Raw genomic sequence first — 22,096 nt, 5'->3', positions numbered from 1 at the left:
AGCGAAGCTAAGTGACTGCACAGTAACCACCCGGCCGGTCGGTCAGCCGACCGGGTGGCCACCATCGAAGCCGATGGGCCGCCCGGAGTCAGGACGAAGCGGCCTTCTTACCCCGGGTCGCTCCGCCACGCCCACGGAGCGTGACGCCCGACTCGCTGAGCATCCGGTGCACAAAGCCATACGAGCGGCCGGTCTCCTCGGCCAGCGCCCGGATGCTCGCACCGGAGTCGTACTTCTTCTTCAGGTCTGCCGCGAGCTTGTCGCGCGCGGCGCCGGTCACCCGGCTGCCCTTCTTCAGAGTCTCGGCCACCCGTGCCTCCTCATGGGAAGTGCGCTCTGGTCTCCTCATGATCACCCCTCTTGGGCGTGATGGCCACCCATTCGGCAAGGTCCGTGAGACATCGTTGTGACGACAGGAGGGCATCCCCACAAGCGGAACAAGAGATTCCATGAGGTGCGGCGCATAGGGCCGTCCGGGTGGATTCGCGAAGTCCCAGGTCAGGAACGCGCAGCGGCCGATCCCCCGACAGCTGGGGGATCGGCCGGAAAATCCGTGTACGACACACCCCGGTACGAGGAGATCTCACACAGATGATGGATCACCGATGGGCCGAATGATCCATACGCAGTGGATCAGCCTTTCGATCACGCCAGGGCGACGAGATCCGCGTAGTCGGAGCCCCACAGGTCCTCGACGCCGTCCGGCAGCAGGATGATCCGCTCCGGCTGGAGCGCCTCGACGGCGCCCTCGTCGTGGGTGACGAGGACGACCGCGCCCTTGTAGGTGCGCAGCGCGCCGAGGATCTCCTCGCGGCTGGCCGGGTCCAGGTTGTTGGTCGGCTCGTCCAGGAGCAGCACGTTCGCCGAGGAGACGACGAGCGTGGCGAGGGCGAGCCGGGTCTTCTCGCCGCCGGAGAGGACACCGGCCGGCTTGTCGACGTCGTCGCCGGAGAACAGGAACGAGCCGAGCACCTTGCGGACCTCGACCAGGTCCATGTCGGGGGCGGCCGAGCGCATGTTCTCCAGGACCGTGCGGTCGGCGTCCAGGGTCTCGTGCTCCTGCGCGTAGTAGCCGAGCTTGAGCCCGTGGCCGGGGACGACCCGGCCGGTGTCCGGGGTCTCCACGCCCGCGAGCAGCCGCAGCAAGGTGGTCTTGCCGGCGCCGTTGAGGCCCAGGATGACCACCCGGGACCCCTTGTCGATGGCCAGGTCGACGTCGGTGAAGATCTCCAGCGAGCCGTACGACTTCGACAGGCCCTCGGCCGTCAGCGGGGTCTTGCCGCAGGGCGCGGGCTCCGGGAAGCGGAGCTTGGCGACCTTGTCGGACATCCGGACCTCTTCGAGACCGGAGAGCAGCTTCTCGGCGCGGCGGGCCATGTTCTGCGCGGCGACCGTCTTGGTGGCCTTGGCGCGCATCTTGTCGGCCTGGGCGTTGAGCGCCGCGGCCTTCTTCTCGGCGTTGGCGCGCTCACGCTTGCGGCGCTTCTCGTCGGCCTCGCGCTGCTGCTGGTAGAGCTTCCAGCCCATGTTGTAGATGTCGATCGTGGACCGGTTCGCGTCCAGGTAGAACACCTTGTTGACGACCGTCTCGACCAGGTCGACGTCGTGGGAGATCACGATGAAGCCGCCGCGGTAGGTCTTCAGGTAGTCCCGCAGCCAGATGATCGAGTCCGCGTCGAGGTGGTTCGTCGGCTCGTCCAGGAGCAGGGTGTCCGCGTCGGAGAACAGGATGCGGGCCAGCTCGATACGGCGGCGCTGGCCACCGGAGAGCGTGTGCAGCGGCTGGCCGAGCACCCGGTCGGGCAGGTTCAGGGCGGCGGCGATCGTGGCGGCCTCGGCCTCGGCGGAGTACCCGCCCTTGGTGAGGAACTCCGTCTCCTGGCGCTCGTACTGCTTCAGGGCCTTCTCGCGGGTGGATCCCTTGCCGTTGGCGATGCGCTCCTCGTTCTCGCGCATCTTGCGGATCAGCACGTCGAGTCCGCGCGCGGAGAGGATACGGTCGCGGGCGAGGACGTCCAGGTCGCCGGTACGGGGGTCCTGCGGGAGGTAGCCGACCTCGCCGGAGCGGGTGATCGTGCCGCCGGCGGGGATGCCCTCGCCGGCCAGGCACTTGGTGAGAGTGGTCTTGCCTGCGCCGTTGCGGCCGACGAGGCCGATGCGGTCGCCCTTGGCGACACGGAAGGTGGCGTTCTCGATGAGGACGCGCGCACCGGCGCGCAGCTCGATACCGGAGGCGGAGATCACGGACAGACTCCAGGGCGTACAGGGGTTGGCGGGTGGGCGGCTGAGGACGTTCCCGCCGTCTAATGCGCGAGGAGAATGGCCATGGGGGAAAGTCTAACGGGGCCGTGCAAGCGGTTTTCCGCGTCCAGGCGTCCGGGGTACGGGCTCGGGAGATCGTTGCCCAGCGGGGTGCGGCCGGGCGCGATCCGGCCCAGGTCGTCCAGGGCCACGAGCTGACCGGTCCAGGCGGCGTCCGCGCAGGGCTGGGCGAGGAGCAGGGCCGCGCCCCGGCGTACGGCGCCCTCGGGACGGAAGGCACAGCCGTTCCGGGCGGGCAGCACCCAGCGCAGGTCGCCGTCGGCGGTGCGGTACGCGGTGACGCGGCGCGGGGTGACGACGGCGAGGATGCCCCGGCCGAGGGGGCGCAGCACGCCGGTGCCGCCCTGGGCCGGGAGCCACTCGGCCGCGTCGGGCAGGGCCCGGTGCCAGCGCACGGACCGGCCGTCGGTGTCGGTGAGCAGACCGTCGTCCCAGAGCGCGATCACCTCCCCGCGCGCGTGCACCACGTCGACGGGACGGTGCCCCGCGCGCGCGTACCGCCACCGGAGCGCGCCGGTACGGCTGTCGTGGCCGGCCACGGCGCCGTCCCGCACGCGCGTCGCCCAGGCCCCGGCGTCCGGCCCGGCGGAGAGGAGCCGGTCGCCGTAGGGAACCGGCCGCAGCTGCCGGGCCGTGCCGAGGAGGCCGAGGGTGACGACGGCGAGGAGGAGGGCGACGGAGAGGCGGCCCACGGGTGGAAGTGCCACCTCACCCCCTTTGGGTACCACCGTCCCGGATCAGCCGCCGAGCGTAGTCACCGCCGGCCGGGTCGGCGCGGTGGCCGGGCGGGCGGGGCGGCGAGTCCCCCCGTTCGGCGGGGCGATCGTCCGCCGGCTCGTCCGCCGCCGTACCCGGCCGGCGCCACGGCGTGCTGCGTCCCGTTGCGCCGGGGCGTTGTCGGTGGCGGCTGCGAGACTCGAAGAGCACGGCGGAACCGATGCACGAAGGAGTGATCGGCATGGCAGGCACGGGTGGCGGCGCACGGCCGGGCATCTGTCCCACGCTGCTGTACACGGACGCCAGGGCGGCGATCCGGCAGCTCACGGAGGCCCTCGGCTTCACGGAGCTGTCGGTGTACGAGACGGAGGACGGCACGGTGATGCACGCCGAGCTGGTCCAGGGCAGCGGCGTGGTGATGATCGGCTCCAAGGGGCGCGGCGGCCTCTTCGACACGGCGATGAAGGACGCGGGACCCGCCGGGGTGTACGTCGTGGTGGACGACGTGGACGCCCACCACCAGCGGGCCGTGGAGCACGGGGTGGAGATCCTGATGCCCCCGACGGACCAGGACTACGGCTCGCGGGACTACATGGCCAAGGACGCCGAGGGGAACATCTGGAGCTTCGGGACGTACGCCCCCGAGATCGGCGTCTGAGCCGCTCCCCCGCCGCACCTCCTGCGCGAGCTCCCGCTCAGCCCCCGGTGTGCACCTGGAACGCGGCCCGGCGCACTGCCTTGGCCAGGGCCGGGTCGGGGTGGGCGGCGGCGAGCGCGACCAGGACCTGCACGGTGCGCGGGTGGCCGACGGCGCGGACCTCGTCGAGCAGCTGGGGCACGGTGGGCTGCACCGCGGACTCCAGATGCCGGACCAGCATCGGCGCCTCGCCGTGGTCGGCGACGGCGGCGGCGGTGTCCACCCACAGCCAGGTGGCCTCCTCCCGGGTGAGCGCCTCGTGGGCGTCCTCCGGGTCGACGCCGTCGTGCTCGGCGAGCCACAGCAGGGCGTACGGCCGCAGGGCCGGCTCGTCCACGACGGACCGTACGTCGGGCTCGGCGGGGGCGCCGACGACGCGCAGCGCCTCGAAGGCCAGCCCGCGCAGCAGGGCGTCGTCGCCGCGGGCGGCGGCGATCAGCTCGGTGACGGCGCTGCCGACGGGGCGGGCGGCGAGCCAGGCGCGGTACTCGGCGCGGGCCGCGTTGGGCCGGAGCTGGGCGCAGCCGCGCAGCATGTCCTCGGCGGACTGCTCGATGTTGCCGGCGGGGCTCTGCGCGGCCACGCAGATCTGCTCCAGCTTGACCCAGACCGCCCAGTTGCCGAGCGGGGTGAGGGTGGCCTGGCCGTCGCCGTAGGTGAGGGCGCCGACGGAGGCCAGGGCCCGCAGCGCCCAGTCGAGCAGGGGGGCGAGCGGGGCGTCCGCGGCGGGGCCGGGGTCCGCCGGGCCCGGGGCTCCGGCGGGCTGTCCGGTGCCGGGTTCGTAGGCGACCTCGCAGCGTTCGGTGCGCAGTTCGGTGACCCGCTGCTGGAGCAGGTCGAGCAGCTGCTCGACGGGGACCGGTCCGGCGGACAGCTGGAGGAAGGAGAGCACCTGGGGCATGGCCGAGACGACCTCGGCGACAGCGGCCGGCTCGTGCCCGTCGGGTTCGGGACAGGCCAGGGACCAGGCGTCGAAGAGGGCGACCCAGCCGCGCAGGACGGCGCTGTCGTCGCGGTCCCAGGCGCGCAGCCGCCAGCCGGGGCGCGCGCTGTCGCCGTGCACCTCGACGAGTCCGGCGAGGCGGGCGGTGTCCCAGTCGGCGCGGATCTGAGCGGCGCTCAGGCCGAGGTCGGCGGCGGCGCGTTCGGCGGTGGCGTCGGAGAGGGTGGCCTTGCCGTCGGCGGTGGCACCGGCGCGGCCGGGGCCGAGTGCGGCGTCGGCCCAGCGGGCGACGCGGACCGCGCCGGCCAGACCGGCGCGGGCCATTCCGGCCAGTTCGGCCGGGGCGGGGGTGCCCTCCGGCGGCCGGGGTGCGGGGCGGCGTGGGCGCCGCTGGTTCACAGCTCTGGGGGCGGCGGCCAGGGGTCGCGGTCGGACGAGTCGGAGCCTGGAGTCGCGCGGGATACGGGACGTCACGGGTGCAGTCTTCCGGTTGACGGTCCGAAAACCCAAACGGAATGTCACGGCGGGCGACGGGGCTGGCCAACGCACCGGGTGCGGGAAGGGCCTGAGAGGCACGATCCCGCCAGTCGTACGGCCTTAAACGGAATGTTTCGCGCCGGTGTCCGCGGGCCGGGAGCCGGGGGGGCGCATCGGCCTGGAAGCCCGGGGAGTCACCTGTCGGCCCCTGGGGTCACATCAGCGGGGTCAGGAACCGCCGCAGCCGCTCCTCGTACTCCTCGGGGTCCGCGTTCCACATCGCCGCGTGCGGGGCGTGCGCGACGGTGTGCAGGGCGACCAGGTCGGCGCGGCGCCGGGCGAGCCCGCGGGAGAACTCCCAGGGGGCGACGCGGTCGTCCGGGCCGTGGATGACCAGGGTGGGGACCCGGAGCCGGTCGGGGTCGGCGGTCTCGGCGAGCCGGTCGGCGTGCAGTCCGGCCCGGCCCTGCGCGGCCCGCACGGCGAGCGGCAGCAGCGGCCGCGGGGTGTGGCGGGCCCTGGCCAGGGCCCGCAGCGTCGCCTCCCAGCTGAGCACCGGCGAGTCCAGGACGAGTCCGGCGACGCGGTCCCGGACCGCGGAGTGCTCGGCGGCGCGCAGGGCCATGGTGGCGCCGGTGGACCAGCCGAGCAGGACGACCCGGCGGGCCCCGTGGCGGACGGCGTGACGGATCGCCGCCTCGACGTCCCGCCACTCGGTGTCGCCGAGGTGGTTCAGGCCGTCCGGCGGGCGCGGGGCGCCGAGGTCGCCGCGGTAGGCGAGGGCGAGGACGGGCAGCCGGCGGCCGTGCAGGAAGCCCATCACGTTCATGGCGTGTTCCCGGGTGGCGCCGAGGCCGTGTACGGCGATCACCCAGGTGTCCCGCTGGCCGGGCACGAACCAGGCGGGCAGGGCGCCCAGCTCGCCGGGCACGTCGACGTCGGCGTAATCGAGGCCGAGGGCGGCGCCGGGGTCGCCGACGTACAGGTTGGGGGTGAGCCGTACCGCGTCGCCGGGGGCGAAGGTGCCGTGGGTGACGCGTTCCAGACGTCGTACGACCGTGTCGGCGGTGTGCTGGGCCGCCTCCAGGACGGGGCCGACGACCGCGTGGGAACCGTCGCCGGCGAGGCCGTAGGTGCCGGGGCGCAGGGCGGCCAGGTCACGGGTGAGCGTGATCTGGCCGGCGGCCGTGCCGTGCACGGTGAGGCGGGGCTCGGTGGGCAGCGGGCGGCCCGCCGGGGCCTTCAGTGCGACGTCGCTGGCGAGCCGGCCGGCGGCGACGGACGCCATCCCGGCGGCCAGGACCGCGGTGAGTCCGGCGGCGGTGGCTTTGACGGTGCGCACGGGTCCAGTGTCGGCGGGGCCGCGGCCACCGGCCAGCGGAGGGGAGGACCGCCGGGGTGCGGGCGGGTGCGGCACCACCGGGTGGGTACGTCGTGGCTGGGCGCCGTCGCGGCGGATCGAGGACAGCAAGGGGTCACCTCCGTTGGCCGTACCCCTTCAAGCGTTCCCCGGCCTCGGCCAGTTGTGCCTCCGTCAGCAGGGACGGGGTCATGCCCGGCACCGAGGACGCCGTCAGCCACAGGCGGCACATCCACTCCAGCTGGGCGGTGCGGTCGTAGGCCTGGTCCAGGGTGGCGCCGTAGGTGATCGTGCCGTGGTTCTGGAGCAGGCAGCCGGAGCGGCCGGCGAGGGCGCGGAGCATGTTCTCGGCCAGTTCGCCGGTGCCGTAGGTGGCGTAGGGGGCGACCCGGACGGGGCCGCCGAGGGCGACGGTCATGTAGTGGACCGGCGGTAGTTCGGGCAGGAGCGTGGAGACCGCCGTCGCGTGCACGGCGTGGGTGTGGACGACGGCGCGGGCGTCGGTGGTGCGGTAGACGGCGAGGTGCAGGGGCAGCTCGCTGGTCGGCACGAGCGTGCCCAGCACCTGGCGTCCGGTGAGGTCGACGCCGGTGATGTCGTCCGGGGTGAGCCGGTCGTAGGGAACTCCGGACGGGGTGACCAGCACGAGGTCCCCGACACGGGCGGAGACGTTGCCGGAGGTGCCGACGACCAGTCCGTCGGCGACGGTCCGGCGTGCCGTCGCGGTCAGTTCCGCCCAGAGCCGCGCCTCGTCCTGACGTACCTCCCCTTGGGGCACGTCCCGTTGCCCGCTGTCCTGTCCCACGCCCTGTGGCACGTCCTGCCGCCCGCCCTGGTGCCCGTCGTCCGCGTTCCGCAGCGCTTCAGCCATGCCGTGATCCTGCCAGCGATCCTGCCAGCCGGACCGGCGAAGAGCGGTTGGGCCGGTGGTTCCGCGCCGAAACGATACGGCCGAACGGGCGGACCTCATGCCGAAACGCCATAAATCGGCACAGATGCGGTGATGGGCGGGCCTTCAATGATCCCTCTTGCCGACTGGACGTCCACCCCGGGGGAGCCGCATGGCCCGTGAACGCACCCTTGTCCGCCGCCGCGCCGGTGTCCTCACGGCGGCCACGGCGGTCCTCGCCCTCGCCGCCACGACCGCGTCGGCCGGACCCCTGAGGCCGGCCGGAGGGTCGGAGAAGGACGGACCCCCGGCCTCGCTCGCGCTGTCGGTGGTGCCGGGGCTGCCCGCGCTGCCGGCCCTGGCCGGAACCCTGCCCAGAGGCCACGACGTGTCGTCCCACCAGAGGCGGGTCGACTGGGCCGCCGCCCGGGCGAAGGGCGCGCGGTTCGTCTACGTCAAGGCGACCGAGTCCACGAACTACCGCAATCCCTACTTCTCCGGGCAGTACGCCGGGGCCCGCGAGGCCGGCCTGATCCGGGGCGCGTACCACTTCGCCCGGCCGGACCGGTCCTCCGGCGCCGAGCAGGCCGCGTACTTCGTGCGGCACGGCGGCGACTGGCGGGCGGACGGCTGGACGCTGCCGCCCGCGCTGGACATCGAGTACAACCCGTACGACGCGAAGCACAAGTGCTATGGACTGGGCAAGGCCCGGATGGTCCGCTGGATCCGGTCGTTCAGCGACGAGATCGAGAAGGAGACCGGCCGCCACCCCGTGATCTACACCACAACCCAGTGGTGGAAGCTGTGCACCGGGAACAGCCGCGCCTTCTCCTCCTCGCACGCCCTGTGGATCGCCCGCCACGGCACCTCGCGACCTGGGGCGCTGCCGGGCGGCTGGCGGTACTGGACGTTCTGGCAGCACGCCGTCAAGGGCAGGCTGCCGGGTGACCAGAATCTCTTCAACGGCTCCCTGAGCCGGCTGCGGATCTTCGCGCGAGGCCACTAGCCAAGGCCCGCTTCGGCCGACGACGCGAAGCGGAACCTCACACGCGCGTTACTGACACCCTCACGCCCGCCTCAGTTCATCTTCCGTTCACCCAGGTTGCCTACGTTCGTCCAGCCAATGACCTCGAACGATTGCCTGGGTAAATGGAAAGCTTCTCGCTGATCCTCGCGATTGTGGTGGTAACCGCTCTCGCGTTCGATTTCACGAACGGTTTCCACGACACCGCGAACGCGATGGCCACCACCATCTCCACAGGCGCCCTGAAGCCGAAGATCGCGGTTGCCATGTCCGCCGTCCTCAACCTTGTGGGCGCCTTCCTCTCCGTGGAGGTCGCGAACACGATCTCCAAGGGTCTCGTCGACGAGACCGGCATCCGTCCCGAGGTCATCTTCGCCGCCCTGGTCGGCGCGATCCTCTGGAACCTGCTGACCTGGCTGGTGGGCCTGCCCTCCAGCTCTTCGCACGCCCTGATGGGCGGCCTGGTCGGCGCCACCGTCGCCTCCGCCGGCTTCGGCGCCGTCCACGGTGACGTCCTGGTCACCAAGGTGCTGCTGCCGGCCGTCGCCGCGCCGGTCGTCGCGGGCCTCGCCTCCCTGCTGGCCACCCGGTTCTCCTACGGCATCGGCGGCACCGCCGACGGCGAGGCCACCCGCAAGGGCTACCGCGCCGGCCAGATCGCCTCCGCCGGCCTGGTCTCCCTCGCGCACGGCACCAACGACGCGCAGAAGACGATGGGCATCATCACCCTCGCCCTCGTCGCGGGCGGCTCCATCGCCCCCGGCTCCAACCCTCCCACCTGGGTGATCCTGTCCGCGGGCATGGCCATCGCGCTCGGCACCTACATCGGCGGCTGGCGCATCATCCGCACCATGGGCAAGGGCCTGACCGACCTGGAGCCGCGCCAGGGCTTCGCCGCCCAGACCAGCGCCGCGACCGCCATCCTGGCCTCCTCCCACCTCGGCTTCTCCCTCTCCACCACGCACGTCGTCTCCGGCTCGGTGATGGGCGCGGGTCTCGGCCGCAAGGGCGGTGTGGTCCGCTGGTCCACCGCGACCCGCATGTTCGTCGCCTGGGCGCTGACCCTCCCGGCCGCCGCGCTGGTCGGCGCGGTCGCCGAGTCCGTCACCGACCTCGGTGACGGGGGAACCGCCGTCGTCGCCGTCTTCCTGGTCGCCGCGAGCGCCGCGATCTGGAAGATCTCCCGCCGCGAGGTCGTCGACCACACCAACGTGGTCGAGGAGACCGGCGAGCCGGTCGGCGTGGTCACCACCGCCATCGCCGCCGTGACCCCGCCCCCGGCGGGCATGGTCACCGAGGATCTGACGGCCACCATCCCCGCCCCGGCCACCGAGCCCTCCCCCGCCGCCCCGGCCGCCCCGCCGGCCGCCGCGGTCTGACCCCGAGCACACGGTTACTGAAGGAAGCACCCCCATGAAGATCGACTGGGCGGCCCTCGGCTCCGTCTTCGGCGTCAGCCTCGCGTTCACGGTGGGCCTGGTGGCCCTGTTCACCCTCGGCATCAACGGCCTGTCCCGCCGGGAGAAGGCCGCGGCGCAGGGCGGGTCCGCCGCCCTCGCCGTCACCGGCGCGTACGTGTGCTTCGCGGCCTGCGCGGCGGCGGTGGCGTACGGGATCTACCTGATCGTCGTCAAGCCCTGACGGTTCGAAACCCGACATCGGCCCCGCCGGGCCACCCGCTCCAGCGGGACCGGCGGGGCCGACGCATGGCGTCGAACCGGTCCTCCGGTGCCGTCCGGCGGGCCGGCGATGTGGGCCTCAGCACAGTCCGGCGTCCCAGGTCAAAGGCAAGTTGACGGCCGTTCCGGGCGCGTGGTGGACTGCCCAGGCCATGTAGGCGGCAGGAGAGGAAGCCGGTGCGAATCCGGCGCGGTCCCGCCACTGTCACCGGGGAAGAACCCCCGGGAGCCAGGAACTCTCACCGCCGATTCACGTCGAACCAGGGCGCGGACACCCTGAGTGAGGACACATTTCGCCATGCTCGGCTGCCGATCGAGGACCCGCACCAGGACCGTTCCTGTCCCCACGGCCGGCTGAGCCGATGGGTGCCGATCGCACATACGCGTACGGCGCCGCCGCCGGCGTCCTCGGTGACCTGCTCCTCGGCGATCCGCGCCGCGGGCATCCGGTCGCCGTGTTCGGCCGGGCGGCCGGGGCCGTGGAACGCGCGCTGTGGCACGACCACCGTGGCTGGGGCGCCCTGCACACCGTCGTGTGCGCCGGCGGCGCCGTCGCCCTCGGCACGCTGACCGCACGCGCCGTACGCTCCTCCCCCACCGCTTCCGCCGCGCTGACCGCCGCCGCCACCTGGTCCGTCGTCGGCGGCACCTCGCTCGCCCGGGAGGCCCGCGCCATCGGGCGCGCCCTTCAGGCCGGGGACGTCGAGGGCGCCCGGGCCCGGCTGCCGCATCTGTGCGGCCGGGACCCGCAGGCGCTGGACGCCGACGGCATCGCCCGGGCCGTGGTCGAGTCGGTCGCCGAGAACACCTCCGACGCCGTGGTCGGCGCGCTCTTCTGGGGTGCCGTGGCCGGGGTGCCGGGGCTGCTCGGGTTCCGGGCGGTCAACACCCTGGACGCGATGGTGGGTCACAAGTCGCCCCGCCACCGGCGCTACGGCTGGGCCTCCGCCCGCCTGGACGACGTCGCCGGCTGGCCGGGGGCCCGGCTGACCGCCGTACTCGCCGCGGTGGCCGGACCCGATCCGCGGGGCGCCGTGCGCGCCTGGAGGGCGGACGCGCGGGAGCATCCGAGCCCCAACGCCGGGCCCGTGGAGGCCTCCTTCGCGGGCGCTCTCGGCGTGCGCCTGGGCGGGACGCTCTCCTACGGCGGCCGGGTCGAACACCGCCCGGTGCTGAACGGCGCCACCGGACGGCCGGTCCGGGTCACCGACATCGACCGGGCCGTACGGCTCTCCCGCCGCGTCGGCCTGCTCGCGCTCGGCACCACGCTCGCCGCGCGCGCCCTCCTGAAAGGACGTGGGAAGTGAACGGTGGGCTCCTCGTCGCCGGCACCACCTCCGACGCGGGCAAGAGCGTCGTGACGGCCGGCATCTGCCGCTGGCTGGTCCGCCAGGGCGTGAAGGTCGCGCCGTTCAAGGCGCAGAACATGTCCCTGAACTCGTTCGTCACGCGCGAGGGCGCGGAGATCGGCCGGGCGCAGGCCATGCAGGCGCAGGCGTGCCGCGTCGAGCCGACCGCGCTGATGAACCCGGTGCTGCTCAAGCCCGGCGGTGAGCAGAGCAGCCAGGTGGTGCTGCTGGGCAAGCCGGTGGGCGAGCTGAGCGCACGCGGGTACCACGGCGGGCGCCAGCAGCGGCTGCTGGGCACGGTGCTGGACTGCCTGGCTCAGTTGCGGGGCACGTATGACGCGGTGATCTGTGAGGGGGCGGGGAGTCCGGCCGAGATCAACCTGCGGCGGACCGACATCGTCAACATGGGGATCGCGCGCAACGCGCGGCTGCCCGTGCTCGTCGTCGGCGACATCGACCGCGGCGGCGTGTTCGCCTCCTTCTTCGGCACCGTCGCCCTGCTCTCGCCGGAGGACCAGGAGCTGGTCGCCGGGTTCCTGGTGAACAAGTTCCGGGGCGATGTCAGCCTGCTGGAGCCGGGGTTGGACATGCTCCGGGACCTCACCGGGCGGCGGACGTACGGCGTGCTGCCCTTCCGGCACGGGCTCGGCATCGACGAGGAGGACGGGCTGCGTGTCTCGCTGCGGGGCACGGTCCGCGAGTCCGCCGTGACGCCCCCGGTCGGCGAGGACGTGCTGCGGGTCGCCGTGTGCGCGATCCCGCTGATGTCCAACTTCACCGACGTGGACGCGCTGGCCGCCGAACCGGGTGTGGTGGTGCGGTTCGTGGACCGCCCGGAGGAGCTCGCGGACGCCGATCTCGTCGTCGTCCCGGGCACACGGGGGACCGTACGGGCGCTGGAGTGGCTGCGGGAACGCGGGCTGGCGGACGCGCTCGTCCGCCGGGCCGCCGAACAACGCCCCGTCCTCGGCGTCTGCGGCGGCTTCCAGATCCTCGGCGAGCACATCGAGGACGACGTCGAGAGCCGGCGCGGCCATGTCGACGGGCTCGGCATCCTGCCCGTCCGGGTGCGGTTCGCCCGCGAGAAGACCCTCACCCGGCCCAGCGGCGAAGCCCTCGGCGAACGGGTCGACGGCTACGAGATCCACCACGGGGTGGCCACCGTCGACGGGGGCGAAGCCTTCCTGGACGGCTGCCGGGTCGGCCAGACCTGGGGCACCCACTGGCACGGCTCGCTGGAGTCGGACGGCTTCCGGCGGGCCTTCCTGCGCGAGGTGGCCGCCGCCGCGGGCCGCCGCTTCGTGCCCGCGCCGGACACCTCCTTCGCCGCGCTGCGCGAGGAACAGCTCGACCGGCTCGGCGACCTGATCGAACAGCACGCGGACACGGACGCGCTGTGGCGGCTCATCGAGTCGGGCGCGCCGCAAGGACTGCCTTTCATTCCACCGGGAGCGCCCGCATGAGCACAGTGTTGTTGTTGTCGACCGCCGACACGGATCTGCTGGCCGCCCGGGCGTCCGGCGCCGGCTACCGCATCGGCAACCCCACCCGTGTCGACGTCTCCGGGGAGCTGCCGGGCCTGATCGAGGGCGCGGACCTCGCCGTCGTACGGCTGCTGGGCGGCAAGCGGGCCTGGGAGGACGGGCTGGCCGCGCTGAAGGCGTCCGGTGTCCCGACCGTGCTGCTCGGCGGCGAGGCCGTACCGGACGCCGAGCTGATGGCGGAGTCGTCCGTGCCGGCCGGCGTGGTCGCGGAGGCGCTGAAGTACCTGGTGGAGGGCGGTCCCGAGAACCTGCTGGAACTGTCCCGGTTCCTGTCGGACACCGTGCTGCTGACCGGTGAGGGCTTCGAGGAGCCGCGCCGGATGCCGGAGTTCGGCGTGCACGGGGCGTACGGGATCCGGGACGGCCGGCCGACCGTGGGCGTGCTCTTCTACCGGGCGCACGAACTGAGCGGCAACACCGCCTTCGTGGACACCCTGTGCGAGGCGATCGAGGCGCGGGGCGGCAACGCCCTTCCGGTGTACTGCGGTTCGCTGCGTGGCGCGGACCCCGCGCTGTACGAGCTGCTGGGCCGGGCCGACGCGCTCGTGGCCACGGTGCTCGCGGCCGGCGGCACGCACGCCTCCCAGGCGTCGGCGGGCGGCGAGGAGGAGTCCTGGGACATCGGCGCGCTCGCCGACCTGAACGTCCCCGTGCTGCAAGGGCTCTGCCTCACCTCCTCGCGGGCCGCGTGGGAGGATTCCGACGCGGCCCTGTCCCCCATGGACGCGGCCATGCAGGTCGCGATCCCGGAGTTCGACGGCCGGCTGATCACCGTGCCGTTCTCCTTCAAGGAGCAGGGCCCCGACGACGTGCCGGTGTACGTCGCCGACCCCGAGCGGGCCGCCCGCGTGGCCGGGATCGCCCTCCGGCACGCCCGGCTGAAGCACAAGCCGAACGCGGAGAAGAAGATCGCACTGGTCTTCACGGCGTACCCGACCAAGCACTCACGGGTCGGCAACGCGGTCGGGCTGGACACGCCCGCGTCGGCGGTCCGGGTGCTGGACGCGCTGCGGGACGCCGGGTACGGGGTCACCGAGTACCCCTCCGGTGGCGACGAGCTGATCCACCGGCTGATCGAGGCCGGTGGTCACGACGTGGAGTGGCTGACCGAGGACCAGCTGGCGGCGGCGCCGGCGCGGGTTCCGCTGGCGGACTACCGGGCGTGGTTCGAGAAGCTCGACCCCGCACTCAAGGAAGCCATGCGGGAGGCGTGGGGCGAGCCGCCGGGCAGCCTCTACGTGGACGGCGACGACATCGTCCTGGCCTCGCTCCAGTACGGGAACGTCGTGGTCATGATCCAGCCGCCGCGCGGCTTCGGCGAGAACCCGATCGCCATCTACCACGACCCCGACATGCCGCCCTCCCACCACTACATGGCGGCCTACCGCTGGCTGGAGAACAGTTTCGGCGCCGACGCGATCGTGCACATGGGCAAGCACGGCACGATGGAGTGGCTGCCGGGCAAGGGACTCGGGCTGTCCCGGGGCTGCGCTCCGGACGCCGTTCTCGGCGACCTGCCGCTCGTCTACCCGTTCATCGTCAACGACCCCGGCGAGGGCACCCAGGCCAAGCGGCGCGGACACGCCACGGTGGTCGACCACCTGGTGCCGCCGATGGCCCGCGCGGACACCTACGGCGATCTGGCCAAGCTGGAGCAGCTGCTGGACGAGTACGCGCTCGTCTCCGACCTGGACCCGGTGAAGGCCCCGGCGGTCCGCGCCCAGATCTGGACCCTGGTCAAGGCGGCGGAGCTGCACCATGACCTGCACGTGGACGAGCAGCCGGACGACGACGCGTTCGACGAGTTCGTCATGCACATCGACGGCTATCTGTGCGAGATCAAGGACGTGCAGATCCGCGACGGCCTGCACATCCTCGGCGGCGGCCCGGTCGGCGAGCCGCGCGTGAACCTCGTGCTGGCGGTGCTGCGCGCCTCCCAGGTGTGGGGCGGCCAGGCGAACGCGCTGCCCGGTCTGCGGGCCGCGCTGGCGGCGCGTTTCGGCCTGGTGGAGAAGGAGTTGCTGGCCGAGCCGGGCGCCCCGGTGAAGGTGCCGGTCGAGCTGACGGACCTGGTCGACGGGCCGTCCCGGACCGCCGCCGACACCATCGACCTGCTGGAGCAGCTGTGCCGGCGGATCGCGGAGGGCATGGAGGCGCGGGCGTGGGACCGTACGGCCGTCCCCGCCGTCCTGCGGGGCGTGCTCGGCGCCGAACTCCCCGACGCGGTCGCCGTGCTGGAGTTCGCGTGCGACGAGGTCGTCCCCCGGCTGGCGCGGACCACCGACGAGATCGGGCACATCCTGCGGGCCCTGGACGGCGGTTACGTCCCGGCGGGCCCGTCGGGCTCCCCGACCCGTGGTCTGGTCAACGTCCTGCCGACGGGCCGCAACTTCTACTCGGTCGACCCCAAGGCGATCCCGTCCCGGCTGAGCTGGGATGTCGGCCAGTCGCTGGCGGACTCGCTGGTGCAGCGCTATCTGAGCGACACCGGGGAGTACCCCAAGTCGGTGGGGCTCACGGTGTGGGGCACGTCCGCGATGCGCACCCAGGGTGACGACATCGCCGAGATCCTGGCGCTGCTGGGCTGCCGTCCGGTGTGGGACGACGCCTCGCGCCGGGTGACGGGCTTCGAGGTGGTCCCGCTCGCGGAGCTGGCGCGCCCTCGCATCGACGTCACCGTCCGCATCTCCGGATTCTTCCGCGACGCGTTCCCGCACGTGGTCGGGCTGATCGACGACGCGGTGCGGGCGGTGGCGGAACTGGAGGAGCCGGCCGAGTCCAACTATGTGCGGGCGCACGTGGAGGAGGACGCGGCCGAGCACGGCGACCGGCGCCGGGCCACGGCCCGTATCTTCGGCTCGAAGCCGGGTGCGTACGGCGCCGGTCTGCTGCCGCTGATCGACGCGCGGAACTGGCGCAGCGACGCGGACCTGGCCGAGGTGTACGCCGTCTGGGGCGGCTACGCCTACGGGCGCGGGCTCGACGGGCGGGCGGCGCGCGGGGACATGGAGACGGCGTTCAAGCGGATCGCGGTGGCGGCGAAGAACGTCGACACCCGTGAGCACGACCTGGTCGACGCCGACGACTACTTCCAGTACCACGGCGGCATGGTCGCCATGGTCCGGCACCTGACGGGCGCCAACCCCGAGGCGTACGTGGGCGATTCGGCCGTACCGGACCAGGTGAGGACGCGGACGCTGGGCGAGGAGACGCACCGCGTGTTCCGGGCACGCGTGGTCAACCCGCGCTGGATGGCGGCCATGCGCCGGCACGGCTACAAGGGCGCCTTCGAGATGGCGGCGACCGTGGACTACCTGTTCGGCTACGACGCGACGGCGGGCGTGGTCGACGACTGGATGTACGAGAAGCTCAGCGCCGAGTACGTCTTCGACCCGGAGAACCGGGACTTCATGAAGAAGTCCAACCCGTGGGCGCTGCGCGGGATCACCGAGCGGCTGCTGGAGGCGGCGGACCGTGGCCTGTGGGCGGAGCCGGACGCGGACACGCTGGAGCGGCTGCGCGCCACCTATCTGGAGCTGGAAGGCGACTTGGAGGGCGACCAGTGACCACCCCGTTCCCCTTTACGGCCGTCGTCGGCCAGGACGATCTGCGGCTCGCGCTGCTGCTGAACGCCGTGTCGCCGGCGGTCGGCGGTGTGCTGGTGCGCGGTGAGAAGGGCACCGCGAAGTCCACGGCGGTACGGGCGCTCTCAGCGCTGCTGCCGGAGGTGGCCGTGGTCCCCGGGTGCCGGTTCTCATGTGATCCGGCCTCCCCCGACCCCGGCTGCCCGGACGGGCCGCACGAGGCCGGCGACGGCGTGGAGCGGCCCGCGCGGATGGTCGAGCTGCCCGTCGGCGCCTCCGAGGACCGGCTCGTGGGCGCCCTCGACATCGAGCGGGCGCTGGCCGAGGGCGTGAAGGCCTTCGAGCCGGGCCTGCTGGCCGACGCGCACCGGGGCATCCTCTACGTCGACGAAGTGAACCTGCTCCACGACCACCTGGTCGACCTGCTGCTGGACGCGGCGGCGATGGGTGCCTCGTACGTGGAACGCGAGGGTGTGTCCGTGCGGCACGCGGCCCGGTTCCTGCTCGTCGGGACCATGAACCCCGAAGAGGGCGAACTGCGCCCGCAGTTGCTGGACCGGTTCGGGCTGACCGTGGAGGTCGCGGCCTCCCGGGAGCCGGAGCAGCGGGTGGAGGTCGTCCGGCGCCGGCTGGCGTACGACGACGATCCGGCCGCCTTCGCCGCACGCTGGGCCGGCGAGGAGGCCGCCGTACGGCAGCGGATCGTGGCGGCGCGGGAGTTGTTGCCGCAGGTGCGGCTGGGCGACGGGGCGCTGCGGCAGATCGCCGCGACATGCGCGGCCTTCGAGGTGGACGGCATGCGCGCCGACATCGTGATGGCGCGTACGGCGACCGCGCTGGCCGCGTGGGCCGGGCGCACCGATGTGCTCGCGGAGGACGTGCGGCAGGCCGCGCTGCTGGCGCTCCCCCACCGCAGGCGGCGGAACCCGTTCGACGCGCCGGGTCTGGACGAGGACAAGCTGGACGAGACGCTGGAGCAGTTCTCCGGGGACGACGCGGACGACGGGGACGGCGACGACGACCCGGGCGGTCCGGGCGGGGGCGGCGGGCAGCCGGCGCCCGACAGCGGCCCGCAGGACGACGGCGGCGGCGCCGCGCGGCCCGAGGCCGGTGAGGGCGGGCAGCCGCAGACGTCCGGCGGGCAGGAGCAGTCGGCCGTACGGGCCGCCGAACCCTTCCGTGCCAAGGCGCTGACGGTGCCCGGCATCGGTGAGGGTGCCGCCGGACGGCGGTCGCGGGCGCGGACCGAGCACGGGCGGACCACCGGGGCCCGGCGGCCCCAGGGGACGCTGACCAAGCTGCATCTGGCGGCGACCGTACAAGCCGCCGCGCCGCATCAGCGGGCGCGGGGCAGGTCCGGGCCGGGGCTGGTGGTGCGGCGGGACGATCTGCGGCAGGCGGTCCGTGAGGGGCGTGAGGGGAACCTCGTGCTGTTCGTGGTGGACGCCTCGGGATCGATGGCGGCACGGCAGCGGATGAGTGCCGTGAAGGGCGCCGTGCTGTCGCTGCTGCTGGACGCCTACCAGCGGCGGGACAAGGTGGGGCTCGTGACCTTCCGGGGGGCTGCGGCCGAGGTCGCGCTGCCGCCGACGTCCTCCGTCGACGCCGCCGCCGCGCGGCTGGAGTCGCTGCCGACCGGAGGGCGTACGCCGCTCGCCGCCGGGCTGCTGAAGGCGCGCGAGGTGCTGCGCGTGGAGCGGCTGCGGGACCCGGCGCGCCGGGCGCTGGTGGTCGTGGTGACCGACGGCCGGGCGACCGGTGGCCCGGAGCCGGTGGCCCTCGCCGGGCGGGCGGCGCGGCTGTTCGCGGCCGAGCAGGTCGCCTCGGTGGTCGTGGACTGCGAGTCGGGACCGGTGCGGCTCGGGCTCGCCGGGCAGCTGGCCGGTGAGCTGGGCGGTACGGCCGTCACGCTGGACGAGCTGCGGGCCGACTCGATCGCCGGGCTGGTCAGGGATGTGCAGGGGACGTCGAGGAGGGCCGCGTAATGCCGCAGGGACAGCCGAGTGTCGTACCGGACGACGGGCTGACGACCCGTCAGCGACGGAACCGTCCGCTGGTCGTCGTGCACACGGGCGTCGGCAAGGGCAAGTCCACCGCCGCGTTCGGGCTCGCGCTGCGCGCCTGGAACCAGGGGTGGCCCATCGGGGTGTTCCAGTTCGTCAAGTCGGCGAAGTGGAAGGTCGGCGAGGAGAACGCGCTCCGGGTGCTCGGCGCCTCCGGCGAGGGCGGCACCGTCGACTGGCACAAGATGGGCGAGGGCTGGTCGTGGGTCCAGAGGGACGCGCAGATGGACAACGAGGAGAAGGCCCGCGAGGGCTGGGAGCAGGTCAAGCGGGACCTGGCCGCCGAGACGTACCGGCTGTACGTGCTCGATGAGTTCGCGTACCCGATGCACTGGGGCTGGGTCGACACCGACGAGGTCATCGACGTGCTGCGCGGCCGTCCCGGCACCCAGCACGTGGTGATCACCGGGCGGAACGCGCCGGAGAAACTGGTGGACTTCGCCGACCTCGTCACCGACATGTCCAAGGTCAAGCACCCCATGGACGTGGGACAGAAGGGCCAGAAGGGCATCGAGTGGTGATGTCGTCGGTGCCTCGGCTGGTCATCGCCGCGCCCTCCTCGGGCAGCGGCAAGACCACCGTCGCCACGGGGCTGATGGCCGCGTTCGCCGCGCGGGGACTCGCCGTGTCCCCGCACAAGGTCGGGCCGGACTACATCGACCCCGGGTACCACGCCCTGGCGACCGGGCGGGTGGGGCGCAACCTCGACGCGTACCTGTGCGGGCCGGAGCTGATCGCACCGCTGTTCCTGCACGGGGCGCGGGGGTGTGACCTCGCCGTGGTCGAAGGCGTGATGGGGCTGTACGACGGGGCCGCCGGCGAAGGTGAGCTGGCGTCCACCGCGCACGTCGCCAAGCTGCTGCGGGCGCCGGTGGTGCTCGTCGTGGACGCCTCGTCGCAGTCGCGGTCGGTGGCGGCGCTGGTACACGGGTTCGCTTCCTGGGACCCGGAGGTGCGGGTCGGGGGGGTGATCCTGAACAAGGTCGGGTCCGATCGGCATGAGGAACTTCTCCGGGAGGCGCTGGATTCGGCGGGGGTGCCCGTTCTCGGGGTGCTGCGACGGGTGGCCCAGGTGGAGACGCCGTCGCGGCACCTGGGGCTGGTACCGGTCGCCGAACGGCGTGCTGCGGCGGTCGAAGCGGTGGCTTCGATGGCTGACCAGGTGGTACGAGGGTGTGACCTGGACGCGCTGGAGGCACTCGCCCGGAGTGCCGGTGCCCTCCCAGGGGGCTCCGCCCCCTGGACCCCCGAGTCGTCCACCCACGACCACCCGTCTCGGTCGGCCGAGAAGCGCGGGCCCGTAGTCGCCGTTGCCGGCGGGAAGGCGTTCACCTTCTCCTACGCCGAGCACACCGAGTTGCTCACCGCCGCCGGTGCCGAGGTCGTCCCCTTCGATCCGGTCAAGGATGAGCAACTGCCCGAAGACACTGCCGGGCTGGTCATCGGGGGCGGTTTCCCCGAGGTGTACGCCGCCGAGCTGTCCGCCAACGAGCCACTGCGCAAGGCCGTCGCCGACCTCGCGTCCTCCGGCGCCCCCATGGCCGCCGAATGCGCAGGACTGCTCTACCTCTGCCGGGAGCTGGACGGCCGACCCATGTGCGGCGTGCTCGATGCCACCGCGCGGATGACCGAACGGCTGACCCTCGGCTACCGGGACGCCGTGGCCGTCGGCGACAGTGTGCTGGCGGCGGCCGGGACGCGGATGCGGGGCCACGAGTTCCATCGCACCGTCGTCGAGCCGGGCGCCGGTGCCGCCCCCGCCTGGGGTGTACGGGCCCCGGTCCGGCGGGTCGAAGGTTTCGTACAGCAGGGCGTGCACGCGAGTTATCTGCACACGCACTGGGCGTCCGAGCCCGGTGTCGCCCGTCGGTTCGTGGAGAGGTGCCGGACGTCATGAGCAGCAGGCTGGTCGGAGTCGGGGTCGGTCCCGGTGATCCGGAGCTGGTGACCGTGAAGGGGGTCAACGCGCTGCGGGCCGCCGATGTCGTCGTCGTACCCGTCATGGCTGCGGCTGATGGAAAGGACGGGGGGGAGCCCGGGCGCGCCGAGGCGACCGTGTTGCACTACGTGCCCGGGGAGAAGGTCGTCCGGGTGGTGTTCGCGCTGAACGAGCGGAACGACCGGGCCCGGCGCGAGGCGGCCTGGGACGCGGCCGGGCAGCGGGTCGCCGAACTGCTGGAAGCGCACGCGTCGGTCGCGTTCGCCACCATCGGGGACCCGAACGTTTACTCGACGTTCACCTATCTCGCGCAGACCATCGTGGAACTGGTGCCGGGTGTCAGCGTGGAGACCGTGCCCGGGATCACCGCCATGCAGGATCTCGCGGCGCGGTCCGGGGCCGTACTGACCGAGGGCACCGAGCCGCTGACCCTCGTACCGGTGACGGCCGGGTCGGCGGTGCTGAAGGAGGCGCTGGCCGGGCCGGGGACGGTGGTGGCGTACAAGTTCGGGCGGCAGGCCGCCGAGGTCGCGGAGGCGCTGCGGGAGACCGGGCGGCTCGGGGACGCGGTGTGGGGGTCGGCGCTGGGGCTGGCGGAGGAGTCGGTACGGCCGGCCGCCGAGCTGGACGGGACACCGCTGCCGTATCTGTCGACCCTGATCGCGCCGCCGCGCCGGGACGGCGGCCGGGGCGGAAAGCTGTGACACGGCCCGGGTCACCCCGTGACGCTCACCACCAGCCAGATGAAGGCCGCGCCCGCGACCGTGCACAGCAGGGTCGAACGGGCGGGGTGCTCATGGTGGGCCTCGGGGAGGATCTCCGCCGCGGCGAGGTACAGCAGTGCGCCGGCGAACAGGCCGAGATAGCCGCCGAGGACGCCCTCCGGGACGGTGAGGAACGCGGACGCGGCGGCTCCGGCGACGGGTGCGACGGCGTCCGCGAAGAGCATGGCGAGGGCCTTGCGGCGGGCGTTGCCGTACAGGCTGGTGAGGGTGAAGGTGTTGAAGCCGTCCGCGAAGTCGTGGGCGATGACGGCGACCGCGACCGCGGTGCCCATGCCGCCGCCCACCTGGAAGGACGCGCCGATCGCCACGCCGTCCATCAGGCTGTGCCCCACCATCGCCGCGGCCGCCGTCAGGCCCACCTCGGGGGCCCGGTGGTTGTGTTCGGCGGCGCCGTGGGCGGCACGGCGGCCCGCCAGCAGGCGTTCCACCAGATGGGCGAGGAGGAAGCCGGCCAGGAACAGCAGGAGCGCGGCCGGGACGCCGTGGACCTCGGTGCCCGCCGCCCGGAGCGCCTCCGGCAGCAGGTCCAGGCCGACCACGCCGAGCATCAGCCCGCCGGCCAGGCCCAGCACCAGATGACGGCGGTCGGTCACGCGCTGTGCCGTCCAGCCGCCGGCCAGCGTCATCAGGAACGCGCCGAGCGCGACGAAGACCGCCATAGGCCCTTGCTATCGGATCGACCCGCGTTCCCGCACGTCCGACAGCCACAACCGCAGTACTCGTA

At 73.3% G+C, this 22,096-nt stretch carries 18 protein-coding genes and 1 riboswitch; of the genes, 11 read left to right on the top strand and 7 right to left on the bottom strand.

All coding sequences use genetic code 11. The features are described 5' to 3' along the window. Positions 1-88: 88 nt before the first annotated feature. The 3 genes from AB0L21_RS01785 to AB0L21_RS01775 all read right to left on the bottom strand — a co-directional run bounded on the left by AB0L21_RS01785 (position 89) and on the right by AB0L21_RS01775 (position 3,029). Positions 89-310, bottom strand: coding sequence for a helix-turn-helix domain-containing protein (locus AB0L21_RS01785; RefSeq protein WP_004002281.1), 222 nt, complete (start codon positions 308-310; stop codon positions 89-91). A gap of 335 nt (positions 311-645) precedes the next feature. Continuing rightward, positions 646-2,244, bottom strand: a complete 1,599-nt coding sequence (locus tag AB0L21_RS01780) for an ABC-F family ATP-binding cassette domain-containing protein (protein ID WP_365781600.1) — start codon at positions 2,242-2,244, stop codon at positions 646-648. A gap of 59 nt (positions 2,245-2,303) precedes the next feature. Beyond that, entirely contained in the window at positions 2,304-3,029 is a 726-nt protein-coding gene (locus AB0L21_RS01775) for a hypothetical protein (RefSeq protein WP_365698905.1), read from the bottom strand. A 251-nt stretch (positions 3,030-3,280) separates the two neighbouring features. Between AB0L21_RS01775 and AB0L21_RS01770 the strand changes: the two genes are divergently transcribed. After that, entirely contained in the window at positions 3,281-3,697 is a 417-nt protein-coding gene (locus tag AB0L21_RS01770) for a VOC family protein (protein WP_365781598.1), read from the top strand. A 37-nt stretch (positions 3,698-3,734) separates the two neighbouring features. Here AB0L21_RS01770 and AB0L21_RS01765 read toward each other — a convergent pair whose 3' ends face one another. The 3 genes from AB0L21_RS01765 to AB0L21_RS01755 form a co-directional block, all read right to left on the bottom strand. After that, on the bottom strand, positions 3,735-5,153 hold the full coding sequence (locus tag AB0L21_RS01765; RefSeq protein WP_365781596.1) for a hypothetical protein: 1,419 nt from the start codon (positions 5,151-5,153) through the stop codon (positions 3,735-3,737). Positions 5,154-5,370: 217 nt separating this feature from the next. Further along, positions 5,371-6,498: an alpha/beta fold hydrolase gene (locus AB0L21_RS01760; protein WP_365781594.1), complete on the bottom strand. Its 1,128-nt coding sequence runs from the start codon at positions 6,496-6,498 to the stop codon at positions 5,371-5,373. A 133-nt stretch (positions 6,499-6,631) separates the two neighbouring features. Then, the gene (locus AB0L21_RS01755) at positions 6,632-7,387 is read right to left on the bottom strand and encodes a class II aldolase/adducin family protein (RefSeq protein ID WP_365781592.1); all 756 of its coding nucleotides are present in this window, start codon (positions 7,385-7,387) and stop codon (positions 6,632-6,634) included. Between the two features lie 190 nt (positions 7,388-7,577). Between AB0L21_RS01755 and AB0L21_RS01750 the strand changes: the two genes are divergently transcribed. The 10 genes from AB0L21_RS01750 to cobI all read left to right on the top strand — a co-directional run bounded on the left by AB0L21_RS01750 (position 7,578) and on the right by cobI (position 21,291). Beyond that, positions 7,578-8,411, top strand: a complete 834-nt coding sequence (locus AB0L21_RS01750) for a lysozyme (protein WP_365781590.1) — start codon at positions 7,578-7,580, stop codon at positions 8,409-8,411. 143 nt (positions 8,412-8,554) lie between these two features. Further along, on the top strand, positions 8,555-9,808 hold the full coding sequence (locus AB0L21_RS01745; protein WP_365781588.1) for an inorganic phosphate transporter: 1,254 nt from the start codon (positions 8,555-8,557) through the stop codon (positions 9,806-9,808). A 34-nt stretch (positions 9,809-9,842) separates the two neighbouring features. Continuing rightward, positions 9,843-10,070 carry a hypothetical protein gene (locus AB0L21_RS01740; RefSeq protein ID WP_365698897.1) on the top strand — a complete coding sequence of 76 codons (228 nt, stop codon included), beginning with the start codon at positions 9,843-9,845 and terminating at the stop codon, positions 10,068-10,070. 158 nt (positions 10,071-10,228) lie between these two features. Beyond that, positions 10,229-10,370, top strand: a riboswitch (cobalamin riboswitch). Positions 10,371-10,470: 100 nt separating this feature from the next. Continuing rightward, on the top strand, positions 10,471-11,415 hold the full coding sequence (locus AB0L21_RS01735; protein ID WP_365781586.1) for a cobalamin biosynthesis protein: 945 nt from the start codon (positions 10,471-10,473) through the stop codon (positions 11,413-11,415). After that, on the top strand, positions 11,412-12,920 hold the full coding sequence (locus tag AB0L21_RS01730; protein WP_365698895.1) for a cobyric acid synthase: 1,509 nt from the start codon (positions 11,412-11,414) through the stop codon (positions 12,918-12,920). The genes AB0L21_RS01735 and AB0L21_RS01730 overlap by 4 nt, the downstream gene beginning before the upstream one ends. After that, a complete protein-coding gene (gene cobN, locus AB0L21_RS01725) occupies positions 12,917-16,567 on the top strand; it encodes a cobaltochelatase subunit CobN (RefSeq protein WP_365781584.1) in 3,651 nt (1,216 codons plus the stop codon). Before AB0L21_RS01730 ends, cobN begins: the two co-directional genes overlap by 4 nt. After that, positions 16,564-18,570 (top strand): putative cobaltochelatase, encoded by a 2,007-nt coding sequence (locus AB0L21_RS01720; RefSeq protein ID WP_365781582.1) that lies wholly within the window; start codon positions 16,564-16,566, stop codon positions 18,568-18,570. The genes cobN and AB0L21_RS01720 overlap by 4 nt, the downstream gene beginning before the upstream one ends. After that, positions 18,570-19,169: a cob(I)yrinic acid a,c-diamide adenosyltransferase gene (cobO, locus tag AB0L21_RS01715; protein ID WP_014671916.1), complete on the top strand. Its 600-nt coding sequence runs from the start codon at positions 18,570-18,572 to the stop codon at positions 19,167-19,169. The genes AB0L21_RS01720 and cobO overlap by 1 nt, the downstream gene beginning before the upstream one ends. Further along, a complete protein-coding gene (locus AB0L21_RS01710; RefSeq protein ID WP_365781580.1) occupies positions 19,169-20,545 on the top strand; it encodes a cobyrinate a,c-diamide synthase in 1,377 nt (458 codons plus the stop codon). Before cobO ends, AB0L21_RS01710 begins: the two co-directional genes overlap by 1 nt. Next, the gene (gene cobI / locus AB0L21_RS01705) at positions 20,542-21,291 is read left to right on the top strand and encodes a precorrin-2 C(20)-methyltransferase (protein WP_365781578.1); all 750 of its coding nucleotides are present in this window, start codon (positions 20,542-20,544) and stop codon (positions 21,289-21,291) included. The genes AB0L21_RS01710 and cobI overlap by 4 nt, the downstream gene beginning before the upstream one ends. A gap of 11 nt (positions 21,292-21,302) precedes the next feature. Here the strand turns inward: cobI and AB0L21_RS01700 are convergent, their stop codons facing one another. Continuing rightward, positions 21,303-22,031 (bottom strand): ZIP family metal transporter, encoded by a 729-nt coding sequence (locus AB0L21_RS01700; protein ID WP_365698889.1) that lies wholly within the window; start codon positions 22,029-22,031, stop codon positions 21,303-21,305. Positions 22,032-22,096 lie beyond the last annotated feature (65 nt).

This window comes from Streptomyces sp. NPDC052721, assembly GCF_040678315.1.
Lineage (GTDB): Bacteria > Actinomycetota > Actinomycetes > Streptomycetales > Streptomycetaceae > Streptomyces.
Note: the sequence above shows the minus strand (reverse complement) of the source record. Positions and strands in the feature narration are given on the sequence as shown.